Below are 23,528 nucleotides of genomic sequence, written 5' to 3' on the forward strand. Positions count from 1 at the left end.
AAATTCGGTTGCGGCCTGCGTCGCTATTGAGCTTACGCCAGTGACAATGTCAGTGGATTTGGCCCGCCTAGCTTGATCAATTGACCTTCATTTAAGGCGATGGTTGCACCGCATAAGTCAGGCTGAATTGGCAGTTCACGGCGGCCGATATCCAGTAGACACACAAGGCTAATACTGGCAGGGCGCCCATAATCGAATAACTCGTTCATGGCAGCGCGAATGGTACGGCCGCTCATAATGACGTCATCGACTAAAATAATGTGGCGATCTTCAATGCTGTCCGGCAGTTCTGACCCTTTTACTTGCGGGTGCAATCCGTGACGAGTGAAGTCATCGCGATAAAAGCTAATATCCAATACGCTGATCTCGGCGTGTGGATTTAAGTACTGTTGCAGGCGCTGGGCGACCCAAACGCCGCCGGTGCGAATGCCAACTAAAAGAGGATCGTCTAAGTCACGCTCAGCGGCGAAGGCTTTGATTTGCTCGCCTAATGATTCACACGTTTGTTCAATATCGGGCAAATTCATCGAGATTCTCCTTGCTCGCGCGGATGTGCGATCATCCAGCTTTCTAGTATGAGTTGGGCAGCAATGCCGTCGACCGAGTTCTCGCCGAAGTTTCTATTACCACCTTCGGCAATAACGATGCCTTTTGCTTCATAGCTTGTCAGGCGTTCGTCATGGGTATAAGCAGGACGATGAAAGCGCCCCTCTAGTCGTTTGGCGAATTTTGCCGCACGACGGCTCATTTCGCTATCACTACCGTCCATATTGAGCGGTAATCCGACAATAAAAGCATCCGGTTGCCATTCCGTGATAATACGCTGCAACAAATCCCAGTCCGGTACACCATCGCGCGCTTTGATCGGTGCTAACGGATTGGCACTGGCGGTAATACGCTGTCCTATCGCAATGCCAATGCGCTGAGTACCAAAGTCGAAACCCATAAAGCTGTTAAAGCGTTCAGGAACAATGACCTCAGGCATGGCCGGCATCACTGCTTAAAAATTCGGCACTAATGCCTAGTGTGCTTAGAGCTATGTTGTAAAGATCGTGGATGTCTGTTTCGAATATCAGCTCTGGTGTTGCCTCTAACGTAATCCATGAGTTTTCGCGTAGCTCTTTATCGAGCTGCTGCGCACTCCAGCCTGCGTAGCCTAATCCCAGCAAATAATGCCGAGGCCCGGCGCCCGTAGCGATCGCTTCAAGAATATCTTTAGAAGATGTTAGGTGTGCTTGCTCGGTAACATTGAGTGTGGATTCCCAGTTGCCTTGTTCGCGATGCAGGATAAAACCATTTTCTTGGCTGACGGGGCCGCCGCACAATATTTCTGCATTAACGGACGGTAAGCGGGGAATTTCTAGTTGGTCGCAGACTTCAGCAAAATCTAAATCCAAAGGGCGATTGAGCACTACACCCATAGCGCCGTCTTGATTGTGTTCACACATGTAGGTGACAGTGCCTGCAAACCAAGTGTCTTCGAGTTGCGGCATGGCAATTAATAGATGATTGCGCAGGCTTTTGATTTCTTTCATTACTCAGTGCCCGAAAGGTAGCGGTTGCCTTTGAACTGCCAGGTTCGAATGATTTCGAGTAAATCCATGTCGCGGCGCATCTCCTCCGAAAAAGGAGCAAAGGGCGCGGCGAGACGCACGATTCGCAGAGCCGCGTCATCAAGAATTTTGCGCCCTGAAGACTCTAGTATTCGCAATTCGTTAATCGTGCCGTTGGGATTGATGGCAACTAAAATGCGCAAGCGACAGTCGTCGTAACAGTTCTCTGCTTCACGCGGATAATTAATGGCGCCCATCTGCTCGACTTTATGACGCCAGCTATTTACGTAGTATGCGTCACTGGCTTTCATGGTCGATGCGGCGGTTAAGCGCTGAACTCGCGGCTGTTTAGCGTAGGTTTGACGCAAGCTATCAAGCTTGGCCTCTAAACTGGCCATTTCTAAGCTGCGCTGCAATAAACTTTTTTGTGGTCCCTCAGGGAGATCGCTTGGGGTAACCGTTTCGTCTGGGCGACTGGTTTCTTGTTTGGTAGCGCTTTTGGTCGCAGTGACTATTTGTTGGCGTGTGACATCATTTTGCTTCGGGGCGGTCGGGATTTGCTCTTTGGCGACGTTGTCACGAATTTCATTGGCGTGGAAAACAGCTTCAACGTCGGTGGTGAGCATTTTGGCTTCATCGAGGGTGCCGCTGCCTTCTTGATTCTCTTGGGCTAGGAAGTCAGCTTTTTCCGGCGCTTTATCACTTTTATAAGCGGCGAGCGTGATCTCTAGCGTTGACGCTATGCTGCTGCGGTCGCTGGCTTGAAAGCTGATGCCCAGAACTACCATGGCGTGCACTAGTATCGCGAGAAATAGCGCAAAGGTGAGTCTGTCTGTACTGGTCACGGTGGTTTCAGCCATGCGTGCAGGTTTACCCGTTCTTATCACAGTGGAAAAATCTGCTGCAAGTCTGCGCTTATTGGGCTGTTTTGTCCACCGAGGCGCACCATCAGACAGGCTACGCCGCGCGTGATTGCGCGGCGTTTTTGCATTAACGTTTAGCTAACAAAGCATCAATCAATTGAGTGGCAACATCAATGCCGCTATCACGACTGATTTCGCGCACACAGGTAGGGCTTGTGACGTTAATTTCAGTGACGTAGTTGCCTATGATATCTAAGCCTACAAAGTACAGGCCGCGCGCTTTCAATTCAGGGCCTATTTTCTCAGCAATTGCGCGGTCGCTATCAGACAGCGGCTGAGTAACGCCACGACCTCCGGCCGCTAAATTACCACGGGTTTCGCCATCGGCTGGAATGCGAGCTAAGCAGTAGGGAACTGGTTCACCATCAATCATCAGAATACGCTTATCACCAGCGGTAATGTCAGGAATAAAGCGCTGTGCCATGATTTGCTGCTGACCATGGTTAGTCAGTGTTTCTATGATGACGCTGACATTCGGATCGTCTTGTCTTAAACGGAAAATGGACGAGCCACCCATACCGTCAAGCGGTTTAAAAATAACGTCGCCGTGCTCGCGGTGAAACTGTTTTAGTAGGTCTGAACGGCGCGTCACTATGGTTGGCGACATCAAATCTGCGAAGGCGGTAGCAAAGACCTTCTCGTTACAGTCGCGCAGGCTTTGCGGCTTATTTGCAACCAGTACGCCTTCTTGTTCCGCGCGTTCGAGAATGTAGGTGCTGTAAATGAATTCACCATCGAACGGTGGGTCTTTGCGCATTAAAATAATGTCGAGATCGGCAAGTAAGCGGTCTTGGTATTCACCCAGATCAAACCAGTGATCTTGGTTCATCGCTACTTTTATCGGTGCCATGCGTCCGTATGCTCGGCCCGCTTGGATGGATAAATCGGCCTGTTCCATATAAAACAATTCGCAGCCGCGTTCTTGCGCTGCATTTAATAGTGCCAGGGAGGTATCTTTTTTGAAGTTGATTTGACCGATAGGGTCCATGACGATGCCAAGCTTGATACTCATATGGGCTCCGAAAGAGTTCTATTTTGTGATGCGTGTCCCAGTGTACCGCATGCTCAGCCCTTATGTAGCCGAGATTTGCGACCGCCGCCGCTAGCCTGCCCTCTTAATGTATGGTACAAAAGTGCACAGCAATGTCTATGCGGCTTTGGGGATGGTAATTTTTAGCGGCGCTTCGTGTTACTCGGCCAAATAAAATTACCTTATGGCAAGACTTGTTCTAGCCCTAGGGCACCTACTAAAAAAACAAAGAATTGGATGGTTGAAGGCCTCCCTATGGACGAGAATTTTCAAGATATTAAGGTCATGGTGATCGACGACAGTAAGACGATTCGCCGCACGGCGGAGACCTTACTCAAAAAAGTCGGTTGTGAAGTATTTACAGCGACAGATGGTTTTGATGCACTGGCAAAAATTGCCGACACCAATCCAGATATTATTTTCGTCGATATTATGATGCCGCGTTTGGATGGTTATCAGACGTGTGCGTTGATTAAAAATAATTCTAAATTTAAATCTACACCAGTCATCATGCTTTCCAGTAAAGATGGTCTGTTCGATAAGGCCAAGGGACGTATCGTAGGTTCTGATGAATATTTAACCAAGCCGTTCAGTAAAGAAGAGCTGCTTGGCTCTATTCGCCAGCACGTTAAGTAAAACGACATCGATAGAATTAGGTAAGGGGTAGCAGGCATGGCTCGCATTTTAGTAGTGGATGATTCTCCAACAGAGACGGAAGCATTCCGTTCCGTGCTGGAGAAGCATGGCCATGAGGTGCTGAATGCAGAAAACGGTGCCGATGGTGTGGCTGTCGCCCGTCAAGAGAAACCGGATGTGGTATTGATGGACATCGTTATGCCAGGCCTTAATGGCTTTCAAGCGACGCGTCAGTTGACCCGTAATCCGGAGACGAAACACATTCCCGTCATTATCGTGACCACCAAAGATCAAGAAACGGATCGCGTCTGGGGCAAGCGTCAGGGAGCTTCTGGCTATCTGGTTAAGCCTGTGACGGAGGCTCGACTCTTGTCTGAAATTGAAGCTGTTCGGGCGGTTGATGAATGATGCACCCGTTTGAATACCTGCAAAACATTGAACAGCAAAGCCGTTTCAATGCGTCGGCATTGCCGCAGCAGGTAGAAAGCGTTGCAACATGGCGTGGTATTGGTTTTATGCTCGCTGGGCAATCCTATGTTGCGAATATGGCGGAGGTTGTAGAAATTTTGCAGCCACCGCGCGTAACTCGGGTGCCTGGTGTTAAAAATTGGGTGATGGGTATTGCCAATGTTCGCGGACGTATGGTCTCAGTAATGGATCTGGCAGGATTACTTAATCTGCCGGTGAAAACTGGATGGCGTAGTCAGCGTGTATTGGTGATCGAGCAGAACGATCATTTAGTTGGTTTGTTAGTGGATGCTGTATTGGGGATGCAGACCTTTCCGGTTGACCGGGAAGCGCCTGTCACAGATCTGCCAGAGTCATTGGCACGGTTTGTGGAAAGAGGATTTGGCCGAGATGGTCGAGTTTGGCCGGTACTTCAATTGGGTGAAATAACTCAATCGCCGGAATTCCTGCACATCGCCGTATAAATTCGGTTAAAACAAGAATAAACCTGCCTTCCTTAAGGCAGATATAAATGAAATGCATGCAGTGAGTTGGAGAGGACGGCATGAGCGGAAATACAAGTAGCGCTAAGTCAACAGCGTTCAGTAACCGGGCAAATGGTATTCTGGCGGCCCTGCTGGTGGTTTTCTTGGGGGTGTTCGTTGGTATCACCGTCTGGGTAAACATTCTGGCGGATCGTGATGAACAGTACATTGAACACGCAGGTGAATTGCGCGTACTGTCTCAGGAGTTAGCGAAAAACGCAGTGGAAGCTGCGGGCGGTAAAGAAGACGCCTTCGGTCAATTACGTGAAGCGCGTGATAAGTTTGCGACTCGCTGGGTTTATTTAACCAAGGGTGACGCGACGAATAACTTACCGGCAGCTGAAGTAGCTTCTATGACAGGCGTACAGGGTGTATGGGAAACCGTACAGGGTAACGCTGACCAAATTATTCGTTCACAAGAGATTATTCTGTCGTTGCACGAAGTTGCGGCAACACTGGCAGAAACAATTCCTCAGTTGCAGGTTGAATACGACGAGATCGTAGAATTACTACTCGATAGTGGCGCTCCGGCCGAACAGGTTGCGGTTGCTCAGCGTCAGTCTTGGTTAGCTGAACGTATTGTACGATCGGTCAACAAAGTACTGGCTGGTGGTGAAGACGCGGTAATGGCGGCGGATGCTTTCGGTCGAGATGCGTCGTTATTTGGTCGGGTATTGAACGGTATGATTCAAGGCAATATTGCCATGAACATTTCACAAGTCACCAACGAAGAAGCTATCTACGCGTTAGCGGAAGTTGCTGAGTTGTTTGAGTTCGTATCGGGTTCGGTGGATGAGATTTTGGAAACTTCGCCAGAACTATTTCAGGTGCGTGAAGCATCGGATAGCATCTTCCGCGACTCTCAAACTCTGCTAGAACAAACATCGACTTTGACTGAAACCATTCAAAGTAATGCTGAACAACGTGGTCGTTTGCAGTTGATCGGTTACTTGGCCGCTTTCTTAGCCTTGATGTCTTTAGTGGGCATGGGTGTTGTGTCTATTCGGGAAACTCGCCGCAATCAAGAAGATACGCAACGTCAGAGTGACCAAAACCAAGTTGCGATTTTGCGTCTTCTCGATGAGATCGCCGATCTTGCAGACGGTGATTTGGCTGCTTCTGCAACGGTTACCGAGGATTTCACTGGTGCGATTGCTGACGCGATCAACTACGCCATCGACCAGATGCGCTCTTTGGTATCTGCGATCAACGAAACAGCGGTACAGGTATCGTCAGCGGCACAAGAAACTCAGGCAACGGCCATGCATTTGGCTGAGGCATCTGAACACCAAGCGCAAGAAATTGCTGGTGCTTCTGCTGCGATTAACGAAATGGCGGTGTCGATTGACCAAGTATCGGCGAACGCCTCTGAATCGTCTGCGGTTGCGGAGCGGTCGGTTGCGATCGCCAACAAAGGTGCTGAAGTGGTACAAGCGACCATCAACGGCATGGATAACATCCGTGAGCAGATTCAAGAAACGTCTAAACGTATTAAACGTCTGGGTGAATCGTCACAGGAGATTGGTGACATCATCTCTTTGATTACCGATATTGCTGACCAAACCAACATTCTGTCATTGAATGCTGCTATTCAGGCTTCGATGGCTGGTGATGCCGGTCGAGGCTTCGCGGTGGTTGCGGATGAAGTTCAGCGTCTTGCGGAACGTTCAGCTGCAGCAACTAAGCAGATTGAAGCACTGGTTAAAACGATTCAGAACGATACTAACGAAGCGGTTATTTCGATGGAACAAACCACGACAGAAGTGGTGCGTGGTGCACGCCTAGCGCAGGATGCGGGTGTTGCTCTTGAAGAAATTGAAACGGTATCGAAGAACCTTGCGGAATTGATTCAAAACATCTCTAACGCAGCGCGTCAGCAGGCTTCGTCTGCGGGTCATATTTCGAATACGATGAACGTTATTCAAGAAATTACCTCGCAAACGTCTGCCGGTACTACTGCTACGGCACGTTCGATTGGTAACCTTGCTGAAATGGCGAACATGCTGCGTGAATCAGTGGCAGGCTTTAAGCTGCCAGAGGCTTCCGACTTTGACTTGGGCGAGCGAGAAGCGCTGTAACGCGCTTCTAGCGGCGGATGAACGCCTATGAATCAGCCGTTACGCACGATAGGTTTGAGCACTGTCCCTGAACTGGATGATCATCAGTTCGTTCGCTGGCAAGCATTGCTAGAAGAGCGAACTGGTATGTGCATGCCAATTCAGCGCCGTTCATTTTTGCAGACTAGCCTTGGTTTACGCATGCTCGAAGTCGGTTGTCGAGATTACGATGCGTACTATCAGATGCTGCTTGATGGTCCTGCGGGCGTCATGGAATGGAGTGTGTTGGTTGACCGTTTAACGGTACAAGAAACACGCTTCTTTCGTGATCCAGATGCTCTTGCTTTGGTTGAAGAGTACTTACAAACTCATGCACCTGGTTTGCAGCAATCGGGTCAGACCGTGGGGTTGTGGAGTGTTGGCTGTTCTTCTGGGGAAGAGGCTTACAGTTTGTCGATGCTAGCTGAGCGTTTATTAGAACCTTTTGGTGGGCGTTATGCGGTTACCGGCACGGATATCTCAACCATTGTTCTGCGGAAAGCGCGAGCTGGCGTTTATTCGATTCGTGCGTTAGAGCGGATACCAGAACTGTACCGCGATCATGTGATTGCAGGTCAAAATGCGAAAAAATTTCAGATCGCTGAACGGTTGCGAGAACGCTGCTGTTTCAGTCAGGTCAATATTCTTAATCTCAAGAGCTGTCCGCTGCAATCTCAGCACATTATCTACTGTCAAAACGTGCTGATTTACTTTCGTCGCTGGCGGCGGCGTGAAATTCTTGACGCGCTGGCTCAGCGCCTTGCTCCCGGTGGCTTATTGGTCATCGGTCTGGGGGAAATGGTGGACTGGCAACATCCGTTATTAGAACAGGTACATAGCAGCCGAGTATCGGCCTTTGTACGCAAGCAATCGAACTCGTCATGGGAGAGCGCAAGGCGATGAGTCAGGACTACATCGCCCTGGAATGGGTAAAAGGGGAAATCAAAGAAACTCTGCAGCAGGCGCAGCAAGCGTTAGAACTGTATGTAGAGCAGCCCCAAGACAAGAGTCGTTTGAATTTCTGTCTGAGCTACTTGCACCAAGTGCACGGTACGCTACAGATGGTCGAATTCTATGGCGCTGCACTGCTGGCCGAAGAAATGGAAGCGGTAGCAAGTGATTTGGCCTCCGGTTCACTCAGTCATGAGCAAGACGGCTTAGAAGTGCTGATGCAGGCTATTATCCAGCTGCCGCACTACCTTGAGCACGTTAAGGTTGGTCGACGTGACTTACCGGTTGTTTTGTTACCAATTTTGAATGAACTGCGATCCACTCGCGGCGAAAACTTCCTGTCTGAAACCTCGTTGTTCACGCCGGTTATTGCTCATAACCCTACCTTGTCGGCTGAGCAGTTAGCCGCATTTGAGGCTGGCAATTTTTCGCAATGGCTACGTAAAACTCGCCAAATGATGCAGGCTGCAACGTTGCAGCTGTTGCAAAATCGCGAACCCGATCTCGCTCGCCATTATCTGAACAAGTTATTTGCACGTTTGAATAAAGCGCTAGGCGGAACTCCGCAAGGCGTTATTTGGTTACCTGCTTTGGCGTTTAGCGAATGGTTAATGCGTCAGGATAATTTGCCAAAGAGTGCGAAAGTTCTGTTACGCCAGCTAGACCAAGTATTAAAACAAGCCGTTGATGAAGGGGCGCCTGCGCTCAATCGACCACCGGCTGACGATCTCTTAAAGAATTTATTATTTTATGTGGCGCGTACCGATACTCGCGGCGATGCTATTCGCTTGGTGCAGAAGCGTTTTGAATTGCATGACTCTTTGCCAACGGAAGACGAATTACAGCATGAGCGCGATGCCTTCTCTGGCCCTGGGTCGGATGCGATTGGTAGCGCGCTTACCGCATTAATTGATGAAATCAATGCCATCAAAGAACGTTTAGATTTATTGGTGCGCGGCTCACAAGAGCGAGTACCAGTGCTTAACGATGTGCGTGTGAGCATTAAGCAAATTGCTGACACTATGGGCATGCTTGGTTTGGGCATGCCGCGTAAGGTGATGCAGGAACAAGAACAAGCCGTCGTAGCCTTACTTGAAAACGGCGACGCGAGTGATGACGCTCTGTTGGATGTTGCTGGAGCCTTGCTGTATGTCGAAGCAACATTGAGCGGTATGCAGCGTGCGGGCGACTTGAATAGCACGCCAAGCGACAGCGCTATGTCGGATGCGCAAAAAGCCGTCCTGCGCGAAGCCCGCAATGTTATTGAACAGATTAAGGATGCGATCGTGTCCTTTATTGCGCATCAGTGGTCGCCAGCAGAATTGTCGGTAGTGCCGAGCTTGCTGCATAGCACTGAAGGTTCAATCAATATGATACCGCTGCCGCGCATTGCAGCGGTGTTGGCGGAGTTAGCTACGTTTGTAGAACAAGCGCTGCTAGTTGATTCGCCGAAACAAGATTGGCAGCTGATGGATTTGCTCGCCGAAGTATTGAGCGGCACCGAATACTATCTTGAACGTTATGCCGATGTTGCTGAAGGCACCGACGATGAATTGCTAACTCGCGTTGAAAACACGTTGGGTCATTTGATGTTGTCAGCCGATTTAGTTCGTGACGGCGATTCGACTGAAGATGCCGGTAGTGAATTGTTAAATGACGTTTTCACAGGCTCTAATGGCGACGATGGCAGCGTTGAGGTTACTTCATTTAACGATGCATTGGATGCCGAAGACGATGCGGAAAATGATAATGATGCGTTTAGTTTAGATGCTGACAATGATGAAGAAAACATCGAGCTAGAAGCTCTAGTACCTCTATTAGATCTACCAGAGCTGACAGATGGCGCTGAATCTGATGAGAACGTGCCGGTATTAAAGTCGCAAGGATCGTTATCAGAAGATCGAGAAGACGATGATGATTTAATCGATGAAGAGATTATCGAAGTCTTTTTGGAAGAAGCCGAAGAGGTTATCGAAACCTTAAATGAAAGTTGGCCTGCTTTCCGCGCTCACAATGATGATCAAGAAGCACTAAGTACGGTACGTCGCGCTTTTCATACCCTAAAGGGTAGTGGTCGTATGGTTCACGCGATGGATATTGGCGAGTTGTCTTGGTCGATTGAAAATATGTTCAATCGTGTATTGGACGAAACGATCGAAATATCCGCTCCGCTGTTAGCCTTGGTTGATCATGTCATTACTTTGCTTCCAGGATTGGTTGAAGATTTCCGTTTGCAGCAAGCGCCATCGGTCGATCCACAGCCTTTGATGGATTACGCTTTTGCAATCGCAAAAGGCGAAGTGGTTGGTGAATTACCAATTACTGGTGTTAATGCTGAAGCGGAAGATGATAGTGACGATGATGAATTCGAAGAGCTGGAGGTTGATACAACTGTTCGTGAGTTAGATGAAGATGATTTAGCGCTTATCGATATCTTTATTGCCGAAGCAGAAGTTCATCTAGCGACGGTAAATGCCTTTATTCGTGACTCGTGGGATAACGATTTTTTAAATCCTATCAGCGATGATCTCCAGCGTGCTCTTCATACCTTGAAGGGCAGTGCGCACATGGCGGGCTTAACCGCGTTTGCGGATATTGCGTCGCCAATGGAGCGTTTGGTTAAAGAATTGCGCGCCTATCAAGCGAAGAACTGCACCGCATTGATTGATGTTTTAGAGCAAGGTGAAGCAGTTTTACGCAGTGTATTAACCCCTGAGCAGTTAGCAACTTTAACCAGCATTGATGGCTCGAAAAAGCTGCAGAAGCATTTGCGTAAGTTAGAGCAAACCTTGCTTAAGCCACTGCAAGACGAACAAAATCCACAGGCCCCAAATCCTGAAGCGATTGCGCGTTTCTTATCCGGTGGTATGGATTCGTTATTAGAAGCAGAAGATTTGTTGCAGCGTTGGCAGATTACAGCTGATGCTTCGATATTATCGGCCATGATTGATGATTTAGGTTCTGTAGCGCAAGGTGCTCAAGAAGCTGAATTGCCTATGGTTCAAGCCCTAACCGAAGGCTTAGAAGAGTTTTACATTAATATTCGTGAGCAAGATGTTCCGCCGTCTGAAGAGCTGATTGATTTTGCGACTAATGCTCATGAAGAATTGTTGGGCATGATGGACTGTTTGGCTGCTGGCCAAGATATTCCAGCGGCAACAGAAACTCTGAGTCGCTTACATGAATGGCCATTAAATGTCATCACGACGCCTTCGTTTGTTCCATCTAACAACTTTGAGTTCGACGAGAGCGATGCCGAAACAGAATCTGACGCAGTAATCGAAGCGTTACCCGTCGACGATGCTATTGACTCATTAGAAGATGAGATTGCAGCAGTTGAATCTGAATCGGCAGAAGTTGAATGGCTCCCTGAAGTCACTAGTTCGGAAGAACAGATTGATCGCGAAGAAGAGGAAGATGACCTTATTCTCGACATCTTCTTGGAAGAAGCCGATGAGATATTAGAAACCATAGAGTCTGTTTTACAGAATTGGCAGCAGTCGCCTGATAACTTGTTACCTGTCGCGCAGTTGCAGCGTGAATTGCATACCATGAAAGGTGGCGCGCGCATGGCGGAGCTGCCAGAAATTGCGGCTCTGTGTCATGAATTGGAAACATTGTACGAGCGCTTGAACGACGGCGTTCTTGAACGTGACGAAGCGACATTCCCATTATTGCAGCGTGCTCACGATACTCTTGCTGAGCAGTTGCAAGCAGTGCGTCGTGGGGATTTACCCGATGATGCAGCGGCATTGATCGCCGAAATTCATAGCTATTTGACGGTACCTACGCCGGAAGCTTTTGCAGAGTATGTACCTCAATCGATGGCGAAAGACGCAGTGCATTCGGAATCTGCAGATGACGCCGACCGTGAAATTCTTGAAATTTTCTTAGAAGAAGCGGGTGAACTGCAAGAAGCGCTCGATCGCGCTTTGCATCATTGGGAGCAAGAACCGGATTCCCGTGCGGGAGCCGATGAAGCTCAACGTGTACTTCACACTCTCAAAGGTGGTGCGCGTCTATCTGGATTAAAGGATATTGGCGATCTAGCGCATGATTTCGAGTCCGATATTCAGAAGGCGTTAGACCGCAACGCCCGTTGTGATGACGCTTTCTTTAAACATGCTTACCAGCGTCATGACGCCATTGTGGTGCGCATTGAAGCCTTGGCAGCCTTGTTGAATGGCGAAGGTGTACTTGCTCATGACTCGGGTGATCGTTTAATTGAAGTTGCTGACGAAATACCAGTAGCTGAAGTGGATGATGCGTCGGACGATATGGTTGATACCCCAACTGTCGCTGGTGACGTTGAAACCAGCGAGCAGTCTTTGGTACCGCTGGTTGAAAGTAAGCCTTCCAATGTATTGCCATTACGTCGTGAGCAACCAAAAGCACCCGCCCAAGCGGTTGCTAGTCCTGCAAGCAGCCAACGCAAAGCACCAACTGAATTAGTTAAAGTCTCCGCAGATTTACTTGATAACTTGGTTAACCTTGCCGGTGAAACAGCAATTGGTCGTGGACGTTTAGAACAGCAAGTTAGCGACTTCTCCCATACGCTTGGCGATATGGATATGACGTTGGAGCGTTTACGCGATCAGTTACGTCGTCTTGATCAAGAAACCGAAGCGCAAGTGCTATTCCGTCAAGAGCGCCAAGGGCCGAACTATGATGATTTCGATCCGTTAGAAATGGACCGCTACTCGTCGATGCAGCAGTTGTCGCGAGCGTTAATGGAATCGGCGTCGGATTTGATCGATTTGAAAGACACGCTCACGCATAAAACCCGTGATGCAGAAACTTTATTGCTGCAACAGAGCCGTGTGAATACCGAGCTGCAAGAAGGCTTGATGAAAACACGCATGGTTCCGTTCCAGCGTTTGGTGCCACGTTTGCGTCGTATCGTGCGTCAGGTAAGCCTAGAGCTGAACAAGCAAGTTGATTTGCGTGTTTACAACGCTGAAGGTGAAATGGACCGTACTATTCTTGAACGCATGATCTCGCCGTTAGAACATATGGTTCGTAACGCCGTCGATCATGGTATTGAGCACACAGAACAGCGCCTTCAATCCGGTAAAGATGCCCAAGGTAGCATTGAACTCGACATTCGCCGCGATGGCGGTGATGTCGTTCTTACCATGCGTGATGACGGTAAGGGTATCAACTTAGAAGCCGTTCGTCGTAAAGCTATTGAACGTGGAATGACCACGCCAGATGCCCGTTTGACCGAAGAAGAAGTGATGCAATTTATTTTGCAGCCAGGCTTCTCCACGGCAGAAGTCGTGACTCAGATTTCTGGTCGCGGTGTTGGTATGGACGTCGTTAGCAGCGAAATCAAACAAATGGGTGGTAGCGTTGAAATTCGCTCTAATCCAGGTGTTGGCACTGAGTTCGAAGTTCGCCTGCCATTTACCGTATCGGTAAACCGCGCCTTGATGGTTCGTGTTGGTGATGATCTATATGCCGTACCGTTGAATAACATCCAAGGTATCGTCCGCGCTTCCGTGGCAGAGCTGCAAAGCTTGTACGAACAGCCTGTTAGCGAGCGCCGTTTTGAATACGCTGGCAACGACTATCGTTTGGATTACTTGGGTGCGATGCTTGATGTCGAAGCGCAACCAAAAGTAACGGCTCAGCATTTACCGTTACCACTGTTGTTAATTCGCGGTTCAGTGCCTTTTGCCTTGCAAGTGGATTCACTGCTGGGTTCGCGTGAAATTGTTGTAAAGAGCTTAGGTCCGCAATTCGCTAGCGTGATGGGTATTTCGGGCGGCACAATTCTTGGGGATGGTAGCGTTGTTATCATTCTTGATTTGCCGGCCATGATTCGTACTCAATCAAGTTTGGAATATCAACGCGCTAAAGCACTCGATATGCAAGAAGCTGAACGTCGTCACGAACAAGAGCGTCGTTTACCACGTGTGTTGGTTGTCGATGACTCGGTGACTGTGCGTAAGGTAACGACTCGCTTACTTGAACGTCATGGCATGGAAGTGTTCACTGCTAAAGACGGTGTTCATGCCATGGAGACATTGCAAGATCATCGTCCAGACGTGATGTTGCTGGATATCGAGATGCCGCGTATGGATGGTTTCGAGGTTGCGTCTCTCGTACGCCATGATGCTCGATTAAAAGATATCCCTATCATTATGATTACCTCTCGTACCGGTGATAAGCACCGTGAACGGGCCATGAGTATTGGTGTGAACGAATATCTAGGTAAGCCGTTCCAAGAAGACCGTTTGTTAGAGTGCATTAATTCATTCTTGGGGAACGAGGACGCTTAAATGTCATTATCGCGGGTTGCCATAATAGCCGATGACCGGCTGCAGCAGCACCTGCTTAACGACACGCTGGTGCGATTGGGTTTTCAGGTAGTATTCAACCTGCAGCCTGATCGTATCGGTGATTTACAGCTGCATACGGTAGAAACTGATGTGTGGTTAGTTGATATATATGAAGACGGTGATTCACTTGATTGGCTCGAACATCTCTTAGATGGTCATGTCCCTGTGTTAATTGGAATGGAGCGGGCGCCGCAAAAAAGCTGTCCGACCTTTCTGCGCTGGGAAAAGCGACTGCTCTGCAAGCTGCGTGAACTTACACACGCTCCAGCGTTGGGTGCAAGTGCCGATGATATCTTGATGGATCGAGCGCCAGCAAAAGACATAAACAACATTAATTCTGCATTACCAGCGATCCCTCTGCCAGATGTACTAGCCCGCACAGACGTGCAGGAACCTTTGCAAATATGGGTTTTGGGTGCATCACTTGGTGGTCCTGAGGCAGTGAAGCAATTTTTAGATGCTTTGCCTAGTGGACTGCCGATTGCATTTGTTTATGCTCAGCATATTGATCCACGCTTTGAACATGCACTGTGTTCAGCCGTCGGTCGTCATGGGCAGTACAACGTACGTAACTTTGAGAACGGCCTGCAATTGCAGATTGGTGATGTCCTTGTCGCACCCATAGAAGACGAATTTCAAGTATTAGCATCTGGCGTATGTCAGACACTAGGTAAAGCTTGGCCAGGCCCTTATGGTCCGTCTATCGATCAGGTACTGATTAACCTCCATGCACATTATCAGCACAGATTTAATTGTATTTTATTTAGCGGAATGGGCAGTGACGGTTCTGAAGCGATATTGGGTTTAAGTGATTGTGAAAACATTTGGGTGCAGACCCCAGAAAATTGTGCCAGTGGCTCCATGCCTGAAAGTGCAATAGGCACCGGACGAGTGACATTTATAGGAACGCCTTACCAACTTGCATTGCAGTTAGTTCAGAGCGTAAAACAACATTGGGTAGAAACTCATGACACAAGTCGTAACAACCACAGTGGAAAAGAACATCCAAGTAGACTGCCTACTGGTTCCACTCAAAGATAAACACTTACTGCTACCGAATGTCAGCGTTGCGGAAGTTATTCCGTTCTCACATTTGCTAACGACCAACTCAAGCGCTGACTGGATGCTAGGGCGAATAGATTGGCGCGGCACTCTAGTGCCGGCGATTTGTTATGAAATGCTTAATAATCACAGTGCTCCAGCCCCCAACCCAAATGCTCGTTTTATTATCGTTAATGGTGTTGGCGCAAATGCCGATATGCCATTTTACGCTATCCTTGTGCAAGGTATCCCGAAGCTGATGCACGTTCATAAAGACGAAATTCAGCAAGTCGATGCGATGAATATGGGGGAGTTTGACGGAATGGCGGTTACTGTGGATGGTGACAATGCTATGATTCCCGACCTTGAGAGGGTTGAAGTAGAATTACTTGTTAATATTTGAATGTTATAAATGTAAAGCCCTTTAAATCTTAAAGGGCTTATTTTAATTCGATTTCAGAAATTCTGTATATTCATCTGGTGTTCCACTAAAGATGATGTCATCTTTATTTACTAGATCATAAGCAATATTTAGATTGTCGTTAATTAGATAATTATACATGGGTGCTATATATAACTCTCCTTTTGCTAGCCCTTTCTCTCCATTGGACTCCATTATTTTAAAATATTTAATGTACAGGTCTGCTGATTTAAAAAAATAAAGGCCGTTCGAGCATAAATCTGAAATTGGATTTTTTTCTGCAGTTTCTATAACTTTTCCGGGGTTCTCAGGATCTTCTTTCGCGAATGACCAGTTGTCGCCACTACCCTTGAATACCTCTAAGTACCCATCAATACTATCTATAAATTTCGGATATGAAAAGTTCAGACGAATTGTATCAATATTGAAAATTGTAATTGAACAAGATTTGCTAAACGTAGATCTTTCTAACCCGAGATATACTGTTTCTGCTTGACCGCGCGTCTCATTATTTAAAGTTACAATTTGGTAGTCTAAAATCCCTAGTTTTTTGCATTCGGCATCGACGAAATTTTTGGTATCATAAACCTCACGAACAATGAATAGAAAGCTTTCCGATAGAAAGTATTTTTTAAAACTGCCTACGCAATGAGAAAATAATGATGCTCCATGCGCATCTAACATATATTTAGGAATGGTATACCCAGCTTTAAAAAAACGACTGCTCATACCTGCCATTGGGATTACGATCACTTTAGTAAATCCTTATATTCCTTGAATAAGCGAAGAGCATTTGCAATTAATGCTATTTGTCTGGTATCACTATCCGCATGTAATGGAAGCATTGAAATAAATAGGTTGATCATTATAGGAATGATCTCCTCTTTGTCATAACCAAAAGCCCTATTTTCCATTAGTTGCTCGCCGATGTTATTTAGGACTGGATGATGCGGGATTCTAAAATTTATACTGCTTTTTCCAATTATGTCTAGATGATAATTTCCGGCCATAATGAAATCGTAGCGACCGATGACAGAATGATATAGTTTTGCTATGTCGTAACGGCCATCACCGTAAGGTGTAAATGTCTGTTCATCCAGCGTGCCTCGTGGATCGATGAGTCGAACCGACTGAACACGGAAGTCATAGAGGATATTACTAAAGCACAGGTCACCATGGCTTATGTAGATATCGTCGGGAGTCACTGCTCTTGTTGATGCGTTACATTTTTCCGCAATAGAGTTTAATGACGGTAATTTTTCGCCATTTAAAATCCAATCGGAGTCTGGATCTATGGTGCTTGATTCACGTAATGTCTTTAAACGTTCGAAAACTTTCGCTTGATGGAATTCATTAATTGAATCGGCGAGTGACTCTGGTCCTGCATATTTTCTAGCGTCTGTAATGAATTCGCTACAAGACTGCATTATTCGTTGCCAGGCGACACCAGGGAGCTCGGAGAATACTGCGAGTTCGTTCAATGCTGACATATAGAGATATTCAATCTCGTAAGAGGCAGATTTTTCTTTTTGTTCGAAGCTGAATACGTGAGGTGTGTATATGCTGAGCTGTTCTGGAAGAGATTTAAACCACAGATATTCGGCTTTCATTTTCCATGATTTGGCACTTGATTTCTTGACGACGCGAGGTGAAATATCTAAATCATTAAAGGAACGCTGAGTTGTAATTCTCGATTTAGAGCGGAAGTATGTATGTACATGGCCAAAGTCTAACCAAGCGGGGTAGTGTATTGCTGATAGCGTGAGAGTGTTGGAATAATGGTTTAGAGCAGAGATAAAGCTATCGCTACTTTCCAAAGAAGCTAACAGTATATCTATTGATGAAAACTGGAAGTAGCCACTAACGACCATTCCTGGTTCTCGCGCATCAAATGCCTCTGTGAATAGTGTTTTCGATTCCGTTTTCGATATGCCTGCCCATTTATAATAGTCATCTGTGCGAGCGATGGAGACAATGTCTTTTAATTGATAATCGATCCCTTCAATTAACGTATCTCCATGCAATATAGAAATATTTTCACTGAAATCTCCTAGTTTTCTGATGCACTGTATTAGTGACTCCCGAAGACTCATCTTTGATGATAAATAGATAACTTCAATACGGTGCTTCAATAACCACTGTTCATCGTATTTTGGTAAATGGTAATTGTCGGGTAGAGTTAGTATCCGCCGCTCGGATTCAGTGCTATGTCGAAATTGATGCTGATAAAGCCGTTTGTTGCCGACTGGCAAAAAAGCAGGTGGTATTTCACCAAACTCTGCGATAAGTTCTGCACTAACGAACTGAGCGGATGTAACAATTAGCATGCTACTTTTCTTTCTCTAGTAATTGTATGATCTTATCATAACTGAGATTTCTAAATTCCGAAGGTCTGATTGATTTGTCGTCGATATAAAACCCTTCTGTACCGCACCAAGGCTTTCCAACATGTATTTCGTCAAATGGAACTTTATGTTTGGCTAACCAGTGAAGAATAACAGGCAAGGTGTTGGCATTGATTTTACCTACGGAGGCATTATAGGTTCGCATGTTTCGACTGGTGCTGATAATTATTTCAAATCCTGAGTCTTTATATTCTCGAAGCTTCTCTATCATATCCATCCTCGGACTGACATCGGCATAGTCACCGCTCCCTTCGACGGTTAGAGTGTTGTCGAGGTCAAACACTAATCGTTTCATATATTAGATTCCAAAAGTTTTCTCTGAATGTTTTGACCGTTATTTGGAAAGGCTTCTTCGTATGTAAATTTATACACTTTCCTTTTTAGTGGGGCTTTGAAGTCGTTAGATGCAGGACTGCGCTCTACAGATAACATGTCACTCGATATATTTAGCATTGTTAACGCATAACTGAATAACCCATCTAACATAAAAGGACGATGAGAATTTTTATTAAGTATGGCGATATCATCAGAATCTCTATCAGAAGCCCATACTATAAAGGGGATTTCCAACATGTTTTTAGTCAAGTTGTCGGGAGTATGCCCTTTAATATCTGCAGCCTGAAACACTTCCTCGCCATGATCTGAAAAATAAGTGAGTGTTCGCCTACTTTCTGAGTTACCTTGCTTTAACAGCGATATCACTTTACTGACAAAGTAATCTGAATAAAGTATAGAGTTGTCGTAAGCATTAATAGCATCTACTTCTCTATCGTCCAATACTGCCTTATACCCAGTTGCCTGCTGGTCTTTGAATTGGTCGAAAGCTTCGGGATAACGATTTTCATAGCTAGCATGACTGCCCATCATGTGTATAAATATTGATTTAAATGGTGCTGGATCTTCAATAGCATTTTTAATGCTATCCAACATGTATTCATCAAACCGACGTACCTCGACACCGTTGAAATCATTGCTAATATAATGTGTAACGTTTGCCTGATGAGATATCGAAGCAATAGTAGCCCTTTGCGGTTGTTGGTTTGAAATCCAAAAGGTTTTATAGCCAGCAATGTTAGCGATATCGATTATGCTTGGAGATTCTCGATAATCATCACCATCTACACCTGTTGCTGCTGTTAGTGCTACTCGAAGTGAAGCTTGAGTTTGTACATGACTACTAATGACATTGTCGAGGATGACTAGCTCGTTCTTTAGTGATGACAGTCGCGGTGTTGTATCTCGTTCGTAACCGTAAATTCCCATATGATTTCTAGTAGCAGATTCGCCAATAATGAAAATGTGGGTTTGCGAATTAGTTTTATCTTTTATCACCGCTTTCAGTTTTGTTGAATCGAGCATGTCTCTACGAAGTTCAACTTCCTTTTGCAAAGAAATACTCCCTAAGTGATAAGATGGTAGAGTACCTAAAATACCCGGTATAGTGTCATGAAACTTCCCCATCACCGTGGTACGGTAGACCACAACTATTATTAATATACTACCTAGAACAAATATAACTCTTTGAGTTTTTAGGCTTTCTGGTTTCTTGCAGCAATAAACGGCGGCGCAATAGAGTAAGAGGAATGCTGTTAATATTGTGGTTAACTGCCAAGTTGAATAAGTATTTATATATTCAATGACTTCGTACTGGTCTGTATACGCTACAGCTTCCATCGTTGCAGTGGTGAATACTCCTCCGAAAGAATAAGCATAGCCAATATCGCAGATTCCACCGAGTAGAAATGGAAATAAAACGATAGCAGTTATCCAACGTCGATTTCCTAAGGTAATTAAGAAAGCAGATATGAAGGACCAGCCTATTCGTGAATTGTATTCTCCTTCTCGTACAAAATCTGAGAATACAACCTCATGTAGTAGAGGATATAGTAATACTATTAGTGACCACAGTAATGGATTTCTAAGTATCTCGGGTAATTTCTCTATCTTCATGCTTTATACAAACTCCGGATATTTCTCAGCGAGATATTTCGCCATATTGGCGTTGCGCTCGCTACTTGCTTTGTGACTTCTTAGAGGGATCTTGTGTGCTGACAAACCAACAAATTCGGGACGTAATAGGCGCAGCCCAAAATTTTCTTGTATTACTTTTAGACCGGAAAAAGTCATGTAATCTTTTAACATTACTTCTGGGAAGCATCGTTCAGATGATTCCCCTTTTAAAAATTCGGTGACTAGCCAATCGTATAAATTGCAGTAGATTTTCATTGTTTGTGGTTTGCCGATGGCGAATTGATCACCATAACCGCCGTAACCATTGTAGTTGTGGTCAATCATAACCTCATTTTCGGCTAAAATTTTATCCTCACAATCAAACTGTCCTATCCAAAAATTGTCATAACGCATACGACATATCAAATCGAAGTCGTCGGCCTTTTGATTATGCTCTTCTATTGATTGAAAAGCCTTTTGTACACCAAACCACATGGGGAATACGTTAGGGCTAACATAAGGAACTTTCGTGCCGTCGCCAAATTTTTTAATGCCAAACGTTTTTATGGCTTCGTATTCATACTCAGAAAAATCGGGAGATTCAGTTTCAACTAGCTGGTATTTTCCTAGTAAGGCTAGTTGCTTTGGCAGAACTTGTCCTTGCCAAGAATGGCAGAAATAAGAAACGTCATGACCATAGAAAAATCTCTGTAAAGAATCTATGCAGTTTTCAAGACTCCTCGGCTGGCCGCTAAGTAATATGGCAATTTTTAGTTTTTTCGTTGGCTTTCGTAAGTTATCTTGATTGAAAGATGTCAGCTTACGCTTTTGGCGTTCCGTCTTATTTTTTAGTTTGAGAGTAACTTCACGAGGCCCTAGGGTCGTTAAGTATTGATCAAATTGCTTCTCGCTAAGGTGTTTTTTCGAGAACAACTGAAATCGGCAGACGATCTTCGCTACGGTGAACCAGCCTTTCTTCGCTAATTTTTCAAATAACTTTTTTTCAAGAGATTTCATTAGGGACACTCTTATGGCTATTCACTTTGTAGCAAGCAATTAGTAGTAGACTTTGTAGGATAAGAAAATATGTTATTGTGAATTTAGTGCTAAAGAAGACTTCACTCGTGCTATAGATAAGAAATTGTCCGGTAGAAATTAATCCGGCGATGGCATAAGTGCTCTTTCGGTGGCGCCAGTAGGTGAGCAATAACCCAGAAATAAGCGATATGAGCAGGACTAGACCAATAATTCCGCGACTCGCGAGTACTTCCATAACTTCATTATGAGCATGCTCAAAATAGAATTTCACTTCATTTTTTTCTCTTAATTCTTTAATTTTTCTTGAGAACCCATCCAGTCCGTTGCCTAAAGCGTAGTTTTCTTCGAATGCTTGAATAGAGACATTCCACATATCAATTCTACGTTGCGTAGATGTATCGAGGTGGAATCCACTGTTCGAAGTCTCAATTGTGGCTAGTAAGCGCTTTTGTAACATTTCGGACGTGCTGAATATTACGACCAAAATGATACTGGCAATTAGCAGTTCTCGTACTTTCACGACACGAAACAAGGCTAATGCTATTAAGACGATAGGAATACTCAGCCAACCTCCCCGAGTTTGAGACCAAAACGATGCGGTTAGTCCCATTGCTAGACCGATAAGCCCAATTAGATTTTTCCCTCGCAGCTTTAGTTGTTTGTCACGCGAAAGAATAAAAATAACCACACCTGTTGTGAGACAGACATTCCCCCAGAATATGGGATGGGCGGATGTTGCTCCTCTAGCACCATGCCCAAAATATTCTTTGATTACTGGATACAAAGAAAATAGAGTCGCAGAGAAAGTTAGCCAAAATATAAACTGCATTGATGGCGGCTTGTACCAAAGTATATAAACCGCAACGGGAGCTAGGAGATAGAAGGACAACCCGCGCATACTTGTCCAAGCAATTTCAGACGGTGCATGGTGAAAAAATATCATCAGGCTATATGCAAATAGGGCTAACGAGCTTGCGATAAAGTAGCGGAGTCCGAATGGCAGCGAATTCGAACTTGGTTTTCTGATAATCATTAGAGGACTAAGTAATAACAGTAGTGTCGCCATACTTTGGCTGCTATTTTGGTTGCTATGATTTAACAAAAATACAATACACAATAGCGTTAACATAAAACTGCTATAGATGCGTTCGATGTTTTCAGTAAAGAATGCTCGCATTATTTTATAACCTTCTTCAATGCCGCTGATACTGTCTGGCATTCTTCTGTCACACCAATGCGATTGGTGGTGGTAATGTCAGCATCTGACAAAATAAATTTGTTGAATTCTTGCTTTAACAACCCTTGCTCATAAATTTTAACCCAACGACGATAATGATCACCCATACGCGCTTTGGTATCGCGCAGGAGCCTTTGGCGATTAACTATATTGGCTTCAAATTGTTCGTAGTTACGAATGGGGTAATGATAGACGGTAATGCCGCTTTCTTCACGAGCATTAACTGCGCGCCAGCCGTGCTTTGCGCGATGATTTCCGCCTTTCATTTTAATCAGTCCGTGAGGATTCACGATGGTCTTGGGACTTATTTTAACCAGTAGCATAGATACGGCGGTGTCGTTGATCTGGGTATCTGAGCTGTAGAGGATAGGGTTTTTAACCGCATATTGAGCTTGGCTGTAATGATAATCGGCTTTGAGACAGGCTTCTGTTAGCACCATATTCCGGCGTTTGAGGGTGACTACAGAATCGTTAGCCGTTAAGTGATCTTTTAAACAAGTACCTTCTTGCGCTAACCAGAATTCATCGGCGTCGTTAGAAATCACCAAATCAGCTTTGAGGGTCGTGCGTGCGTATTCGGCTAATTGAGTCATCCACAACGCTTGTTGATAATTCTGCGCGGGTTGGTCGATGACGTCTAGGTCAAACTCTGTTTTGAGCTTTTCAAGTACTTCGCGAGTCCCATCGGTTGAGCCGTTGTCCATAACCGCAAAACAATCGACGCCTTGCGCTGCATGAAAACGAATATTGTCTTCGATGATGTCTACTTCGTTGCGTACCAGTAACGTCATGGCTAGGCGTATCGGGCCTTTGCGCAATAGGCGATGTGTCCAATATTGTAGAGTTTTATGCAACATAATCGTGTTCGTATCGTCCTTTCACACCATTAATGAGTGTCGATTGGTGTGCCC

At 45.7% G+C, this 23,528-nt stretch carries 20 protein-coding genes; 8 read left to right on the forward strand and 12 right to left on the reverse strand.

Annotated features, from left to right (window positions below):
• Positions 1–32 precede the first annotated feature (32 nt).
• From pyrR to gshB, 5 genes are all read right to left on the reverse strand, one after another.
• Complete coding sequence (gene pyrR, locus TOL_RS01285) at positions 33–527, reverse strand: bifunctional pyr operon transcriptional regulator/uracil phosphoribosyltransferase PyrR (RefSeq protein ID WP_015485455.1); 495 nt, start codon at positions 525–527, stop codon at positions 33–35.
• Positions 524–985 (reverse strand): Holliday junction resolvase RuvX, encoded by a 462-nt coding sequence (gene ruvX / locus TOL_RS01290; protein ID WP_015485456.1) that lies wholly within the window; start codon positions 983–985, stop codon positions 524–526. The genes pyrR and ruvX overlap by 4 nt, the downstream gene beginning before the upstream one ends.
• A complete protein-coding gene (locus tag TOL_RS01295) occupies positions 978–1,535 on the reverse strand; it encodes a YqgE/AlgH family protein (protein ID WP_015485457.1) in 558 nt (185 codons plus the stop codon). Before TOL_RS01295 ends, ruvX begins: the two co-directional genes overlap by 8 nt.
• Positions 1,535–2,413 (reverse strand): energy transducer TonB, encoded by an 879-nt coding sequence (locus TOL_RS01300; RefSeq protein ID WP_015485458.1) that lies wholly within the window; start codon positions 2,411–2,413, stop codon positions 1,535–1,537. The genes TOL_RS01295 and TOL_RS01300 overlap by 1 nt, the downstream gene beginning before the upstream one ends.
• A gap of 130 nt (positions 2,414–2,543) precedes the next feature.
• Positions 2,544–3,488 (reverse strand): glutathione synthase, encoded by a 945-nt coding sequence (gene gshB, locus TOL_RS01305; RefSeq protein WP_015485459.1) that lies wholly within the window; start codon positions 3,486–3,488, stop codon positions 2,544–2,546.
• 273 nt (positions 3,489–3,761) lie between these two features.
• Here gshB and pilG point away from each other — a divergent pair, with 273 nt between their 5' ends.
• From pilG to TOL_RS01345, 8 genes are all read left to right on the forward strand, one after another.
• Positions 3,762–4,142, forward strand: a complete 381-nt coding sequence (gene pilG / locus TOL_RS01310) for a twitching motility response regulator PilG (RefSeq protein WP_025264549.1) — start codon at positions 3,762–3,764, stop codon at positions 4,140–4,142.
• A 36-nt stretch (positions 4,143–4,178) separates the two neighbouring features.
• Complete coding sequence (gene pilH, locus TOL_RS01315; protein ID WP_015485461.1) at positions 4,179–4,550, forward strand: twitching motility response regulator PilH; 372 nt, start codon at positions 4,179–4,181, stop codon at positions 4,548–4,550.
• Positions 4,547–5,074, forward strand: coding sequence for a chemotaxis protein CheW (locus TOL_RS01320; protein WP_015485462.1), 528 nt, complete (start codon positions 4,547–4,549; stop codon positions 5,072–5,074). The genes pilH and TOL_RS01320 overlap by 4 nt, the downstream gene beginning before the upstream one ends.
• 80 nt (positions 5,075–5,154) lie before the next feature.
• Complete coding sequence (locus TOL_RS01325; RefSeq protein WP_015485463.1) at positions 5,155–7,212, forward strand: methyl-accepting chemotaxis protein; 2,058 nt, start codon at positions 5,155–5,157, stop codon at positions 7,210–7,212.
• A 27-nt stretch (positions 7,213–7,239) separates the two neighbouring features.
• Positions 7,240–8,133: a CheR family methyltransferase gene (locus TOL_RS01330; protein WP_015485464.1), complete on the forward strand. Its 894-nt coding sequence runs from the start codon at positions 7,240–7,242 to the stop codon at positions 8,131–8,133.
• Entirely contained in the window at positions 8,112–14,465 is a 6,354-nt protein-coding gene (locus TOL_RS01335; RefSeq protein WP_041588355.1) for an Hpt domain-containing protein, read from the forward strand. Before TOL_RS01330 ends, TOL_RS01335 begins: the two co-directional genes overlap by 22 nt.
• A complete protein-coding gene (locus TOL_RS01340) occupies positions 14,466–15,566 on the forward strand; it encodes a chemotaxis protein CheB (RefSeq protein ID WP_015485466.1) in 1,101 nt (366 codons plus the stop codon).
• Positions 15,493–15,969 (forward strand): chemotaxis protein CheW, encoded by a 477-nt coding sequence (locus tag TOL_RS01345; protein WP_015485467.1) that lies wholly within the window; start codon positions 15,493–15,495, stop codon positions 15,967–15,969. Before TOL_RS01340 ends, TOL_RS01345 begins: the two co-directional genes overlap by 74 nt.
• A 42-nt stretch (positions 15,970–16,011) precedes the next feature.
• Here TOL_RS01345 and TOL_RS01350 read toward each other — a convergent pair whose 3' ends face one another.
• The 7 genes from TOL_RS01350 to TOL_RS01380 are packed head-to-tail and all read right to left on the reverse strand — an operon-like array spanning position 16,012 to position 23,474.
• Positions 16,012–16,740, reverse strand: a complete 729-nt coding sequence (locus tag TOL_RS01350; RefSeq protein WP_041588356.1) for a glycosyltransferase family 2 protein — start codon at positions 16,738–16,740, stop codon at positions 16,012–16,014.
• Entirely contained in the window at positions 16,737–18,314 is a 1,578-nt protein-coding gene (locus TOL_RS01355; RefSeq protein WP_015485469.1) for a hypothetical protein, read from the reverse strand. Before TOL_RS01355 ends, TOL_RS01350 begins: the two co-directional genes overlap by 4 nt.
• A 1-nt stretch (position 18,315) precedes the next feature.
• Positions 18,316–18,687: an HAD-IIIC family phosphatase gene (locus TOL_RS01360; protein ID WP_015485470.1), complete on the reverse strand. Its 372-nt coding sequence runs from the start codon at positions 18,685–18,687 to the stop codon at positions 18,316–18,318.
• Positions 18,684–20,342: a phosphoethanolamine transferase gene (locus TOL_RS01365; RefSeq protein ID WP_041588357.1), complete on the reverse strand. Its 1,659-nt coding sequence runs from the start codon at positions 20,340–20,342 to the stop codon at positions 18,684–18,686. The genes TOL_RS01360 and TOL_RS01365 overlap by 4 nt, the downstream gene beginning before the upstream one ends.
• 3 nt (positions 20,343–20,345) lie before the next feature.
• Entirely contained in the window at positions 20,346–21,359 is a 1,014-nt protein-coding gene (locus TOL_RS01370; RefSeq protein ID WP_015485472.1) for a hypothetical protein, read from the reverse strand.
• Positions 21,346–22,599: an O-antigen ligase family protein gene (locus tag TOL_RS01375; protein WP_081601059.1), complete on the reverse strand. Its 1,254-nt coding sequence runs from the start codon at positions 22,597–22,599 to the stop codon at positions 21,346–21,348. The genes TOL_RS01370 and TOL_RS01375 overlap by 14 nt, the downstream gene beginning before the upstream one ends.
• Positions 22,557–23,474, reverse strand: coding sequence for a glycosyltransferase family 2 protein (locus tag TOL_RS01380; protein WP_015485474.1), 918 nt, complete (start codon positions 23,472–23,474; stop codon positions 22,557–22,559). The genes TOL_RS01375 and TOL_RS01380 overlap by 43 nt, the downstream gene beginning before the upstream one ends.
• Positions 23,475–23,528: the final 54 nt, after the last annotated feature.

The organism is Thalassolituus oleivorans MIL-1 (genome assembly GCF_000355675.1).
GTDB classification, from domain to species: Bacteria; Pseudomonadota; Gammaproteobacteria; order Pseudomonadales; family Oceanobacteraceae; genus Thalassolituus; species Thalassolituus oleivorans.

Excerpts from the sequence above, each read along its gene's own strand:
- pyrR (WP_015485455.1), bottom strand. The coding sequence starts at position 527 with ATGAATTTGCCCGATATTGAACAAACGTGTGAATCATTAGGCGAGCAA.
- ruvX (WP_015485456.1), bottom strand. The coding sequence starts at position 985 with ATGCCTGAGGTCATTGTTCCTGAACGCTTTAACAGCTTTATGGGTTTC.
- TOL_RS01295 (WP_015485457.1), bottom strand. The coding sequence starts at position 1,535 with ATGAAAGAAATCAAAAGCCTGCGCAATCATCTATTAATTGCCATGCCG.
- TOL_RS01300 (WP_015485458.1), bottom strand. The coding sequence starts at position 2,413 with ATGGCTGAAACCACCGTGACCAGTACAGACAGACTCACCTTTGCGCTA.
- gshB (WP_015485459.1), bottom strand. The coding sequence starts at position 3,488 with ATGAGTATCAAGCTTGGCATCGTCATGGACCCTATCGGTCAAATCAAC.
- pilG (WP_025264549.1), top strand. The coding sequence starts at position 3,762 with ATGGACGAGAATTTTCAAGATATTAAGGTCATGGTGATCGACGACAGT.
- pilH (WP_015485461.1), top strand. The coding sequence starts at position 4,179 with ATGGCTCGCATTTTAGTAGTGGATGATTCTCCAACAGAGACGGAAGCA.
- TOL_RS01320 (WP_015485462.1), top strand. The coding sequence starts at position 4,547 with ATGATGCACCCGTTTGAATACCTGCAAAACATTGAACAGCAAAGCCGT.
- TOL_RS01325 (WP_015485463.1), top strand. The coding sequence starts at position 5,155 with ATGAGCGGAAATACAAGTAGCGCTAAGTCAACAGCGTTCAGTAACCGG.
- TOL_RS01330 (WP_015485464.1), top strand. The coding sequence starts at position 7,240 with ATGAATCAGCCGTTACGCACGATAGGTTTGAGCACTGTCCCTGAACTG.
- TOL_RS01335 (WP_041588355.1), top strand. The coding sequence starts at position 8,112 with ATGGGAGAGCGCAAGGCGATGAGTCAGGACTACATCGCCCTGGAATGG.
- TOL_RS01340 (WP_015485466.1), top strand. The coding sequence starts at position 14,466 with ATGTCATTATCGCGGGTTGCCATAATAGCCGATGACCGGCTGCAGCAG.
- TOL_RS01345 (WP_015485467.1), top strand. The coding sequence starts at position 15,493 with ATGACACAAGTCGTAACAACCACAGTGGAAAAGAACATCCAAGTAGAC.
- TOL_RS01355 (WP_015485469.1), bottom strand. The coding sequence starts at position 18,314 with ATGCTAATTGTTACATCCGCTCAGTTCGTTAGTGCAGAACTTATCGCA.
- TOL_RS01360 (WP_015485470.1), bottom strand. The coding sequence starts at position 18,687 with ATGAAACGATTAGTGTTTGACCTCGACAACACTCTAACCGTCGAAGGG.
- TOL_RS01365 (WP_041588357.1), bottom strand. The coding sequence starts at position 20,342 with ATGAAGATAGAGAAATTACCCGAGATACTTAGAAATCCATTACTGTGG.
- TOL_RS01370 (WP_015485472.1), bottom strand. The coding sequence starts at position 21,359 with ATGAAATCTCTTGAAAAAAAGTTATTTGAAAAATTAGCGAAGAAAGGC.
- TOL_RS01375 (WP_081601059.1), bottom strand. The coding sequence starts at position 22,599 with ATGCCAGACAGTATCAGCGGCATTGAAGAAGGTTATAAAATAATGCGA.
- TOL_RS01380 (WP_015485474.1), bottom strand. The coding sequence starts at position 23,474 with ATGTTGCATAAAACTCTACAATATTGGACACATCGCCTATTGCGCAAA.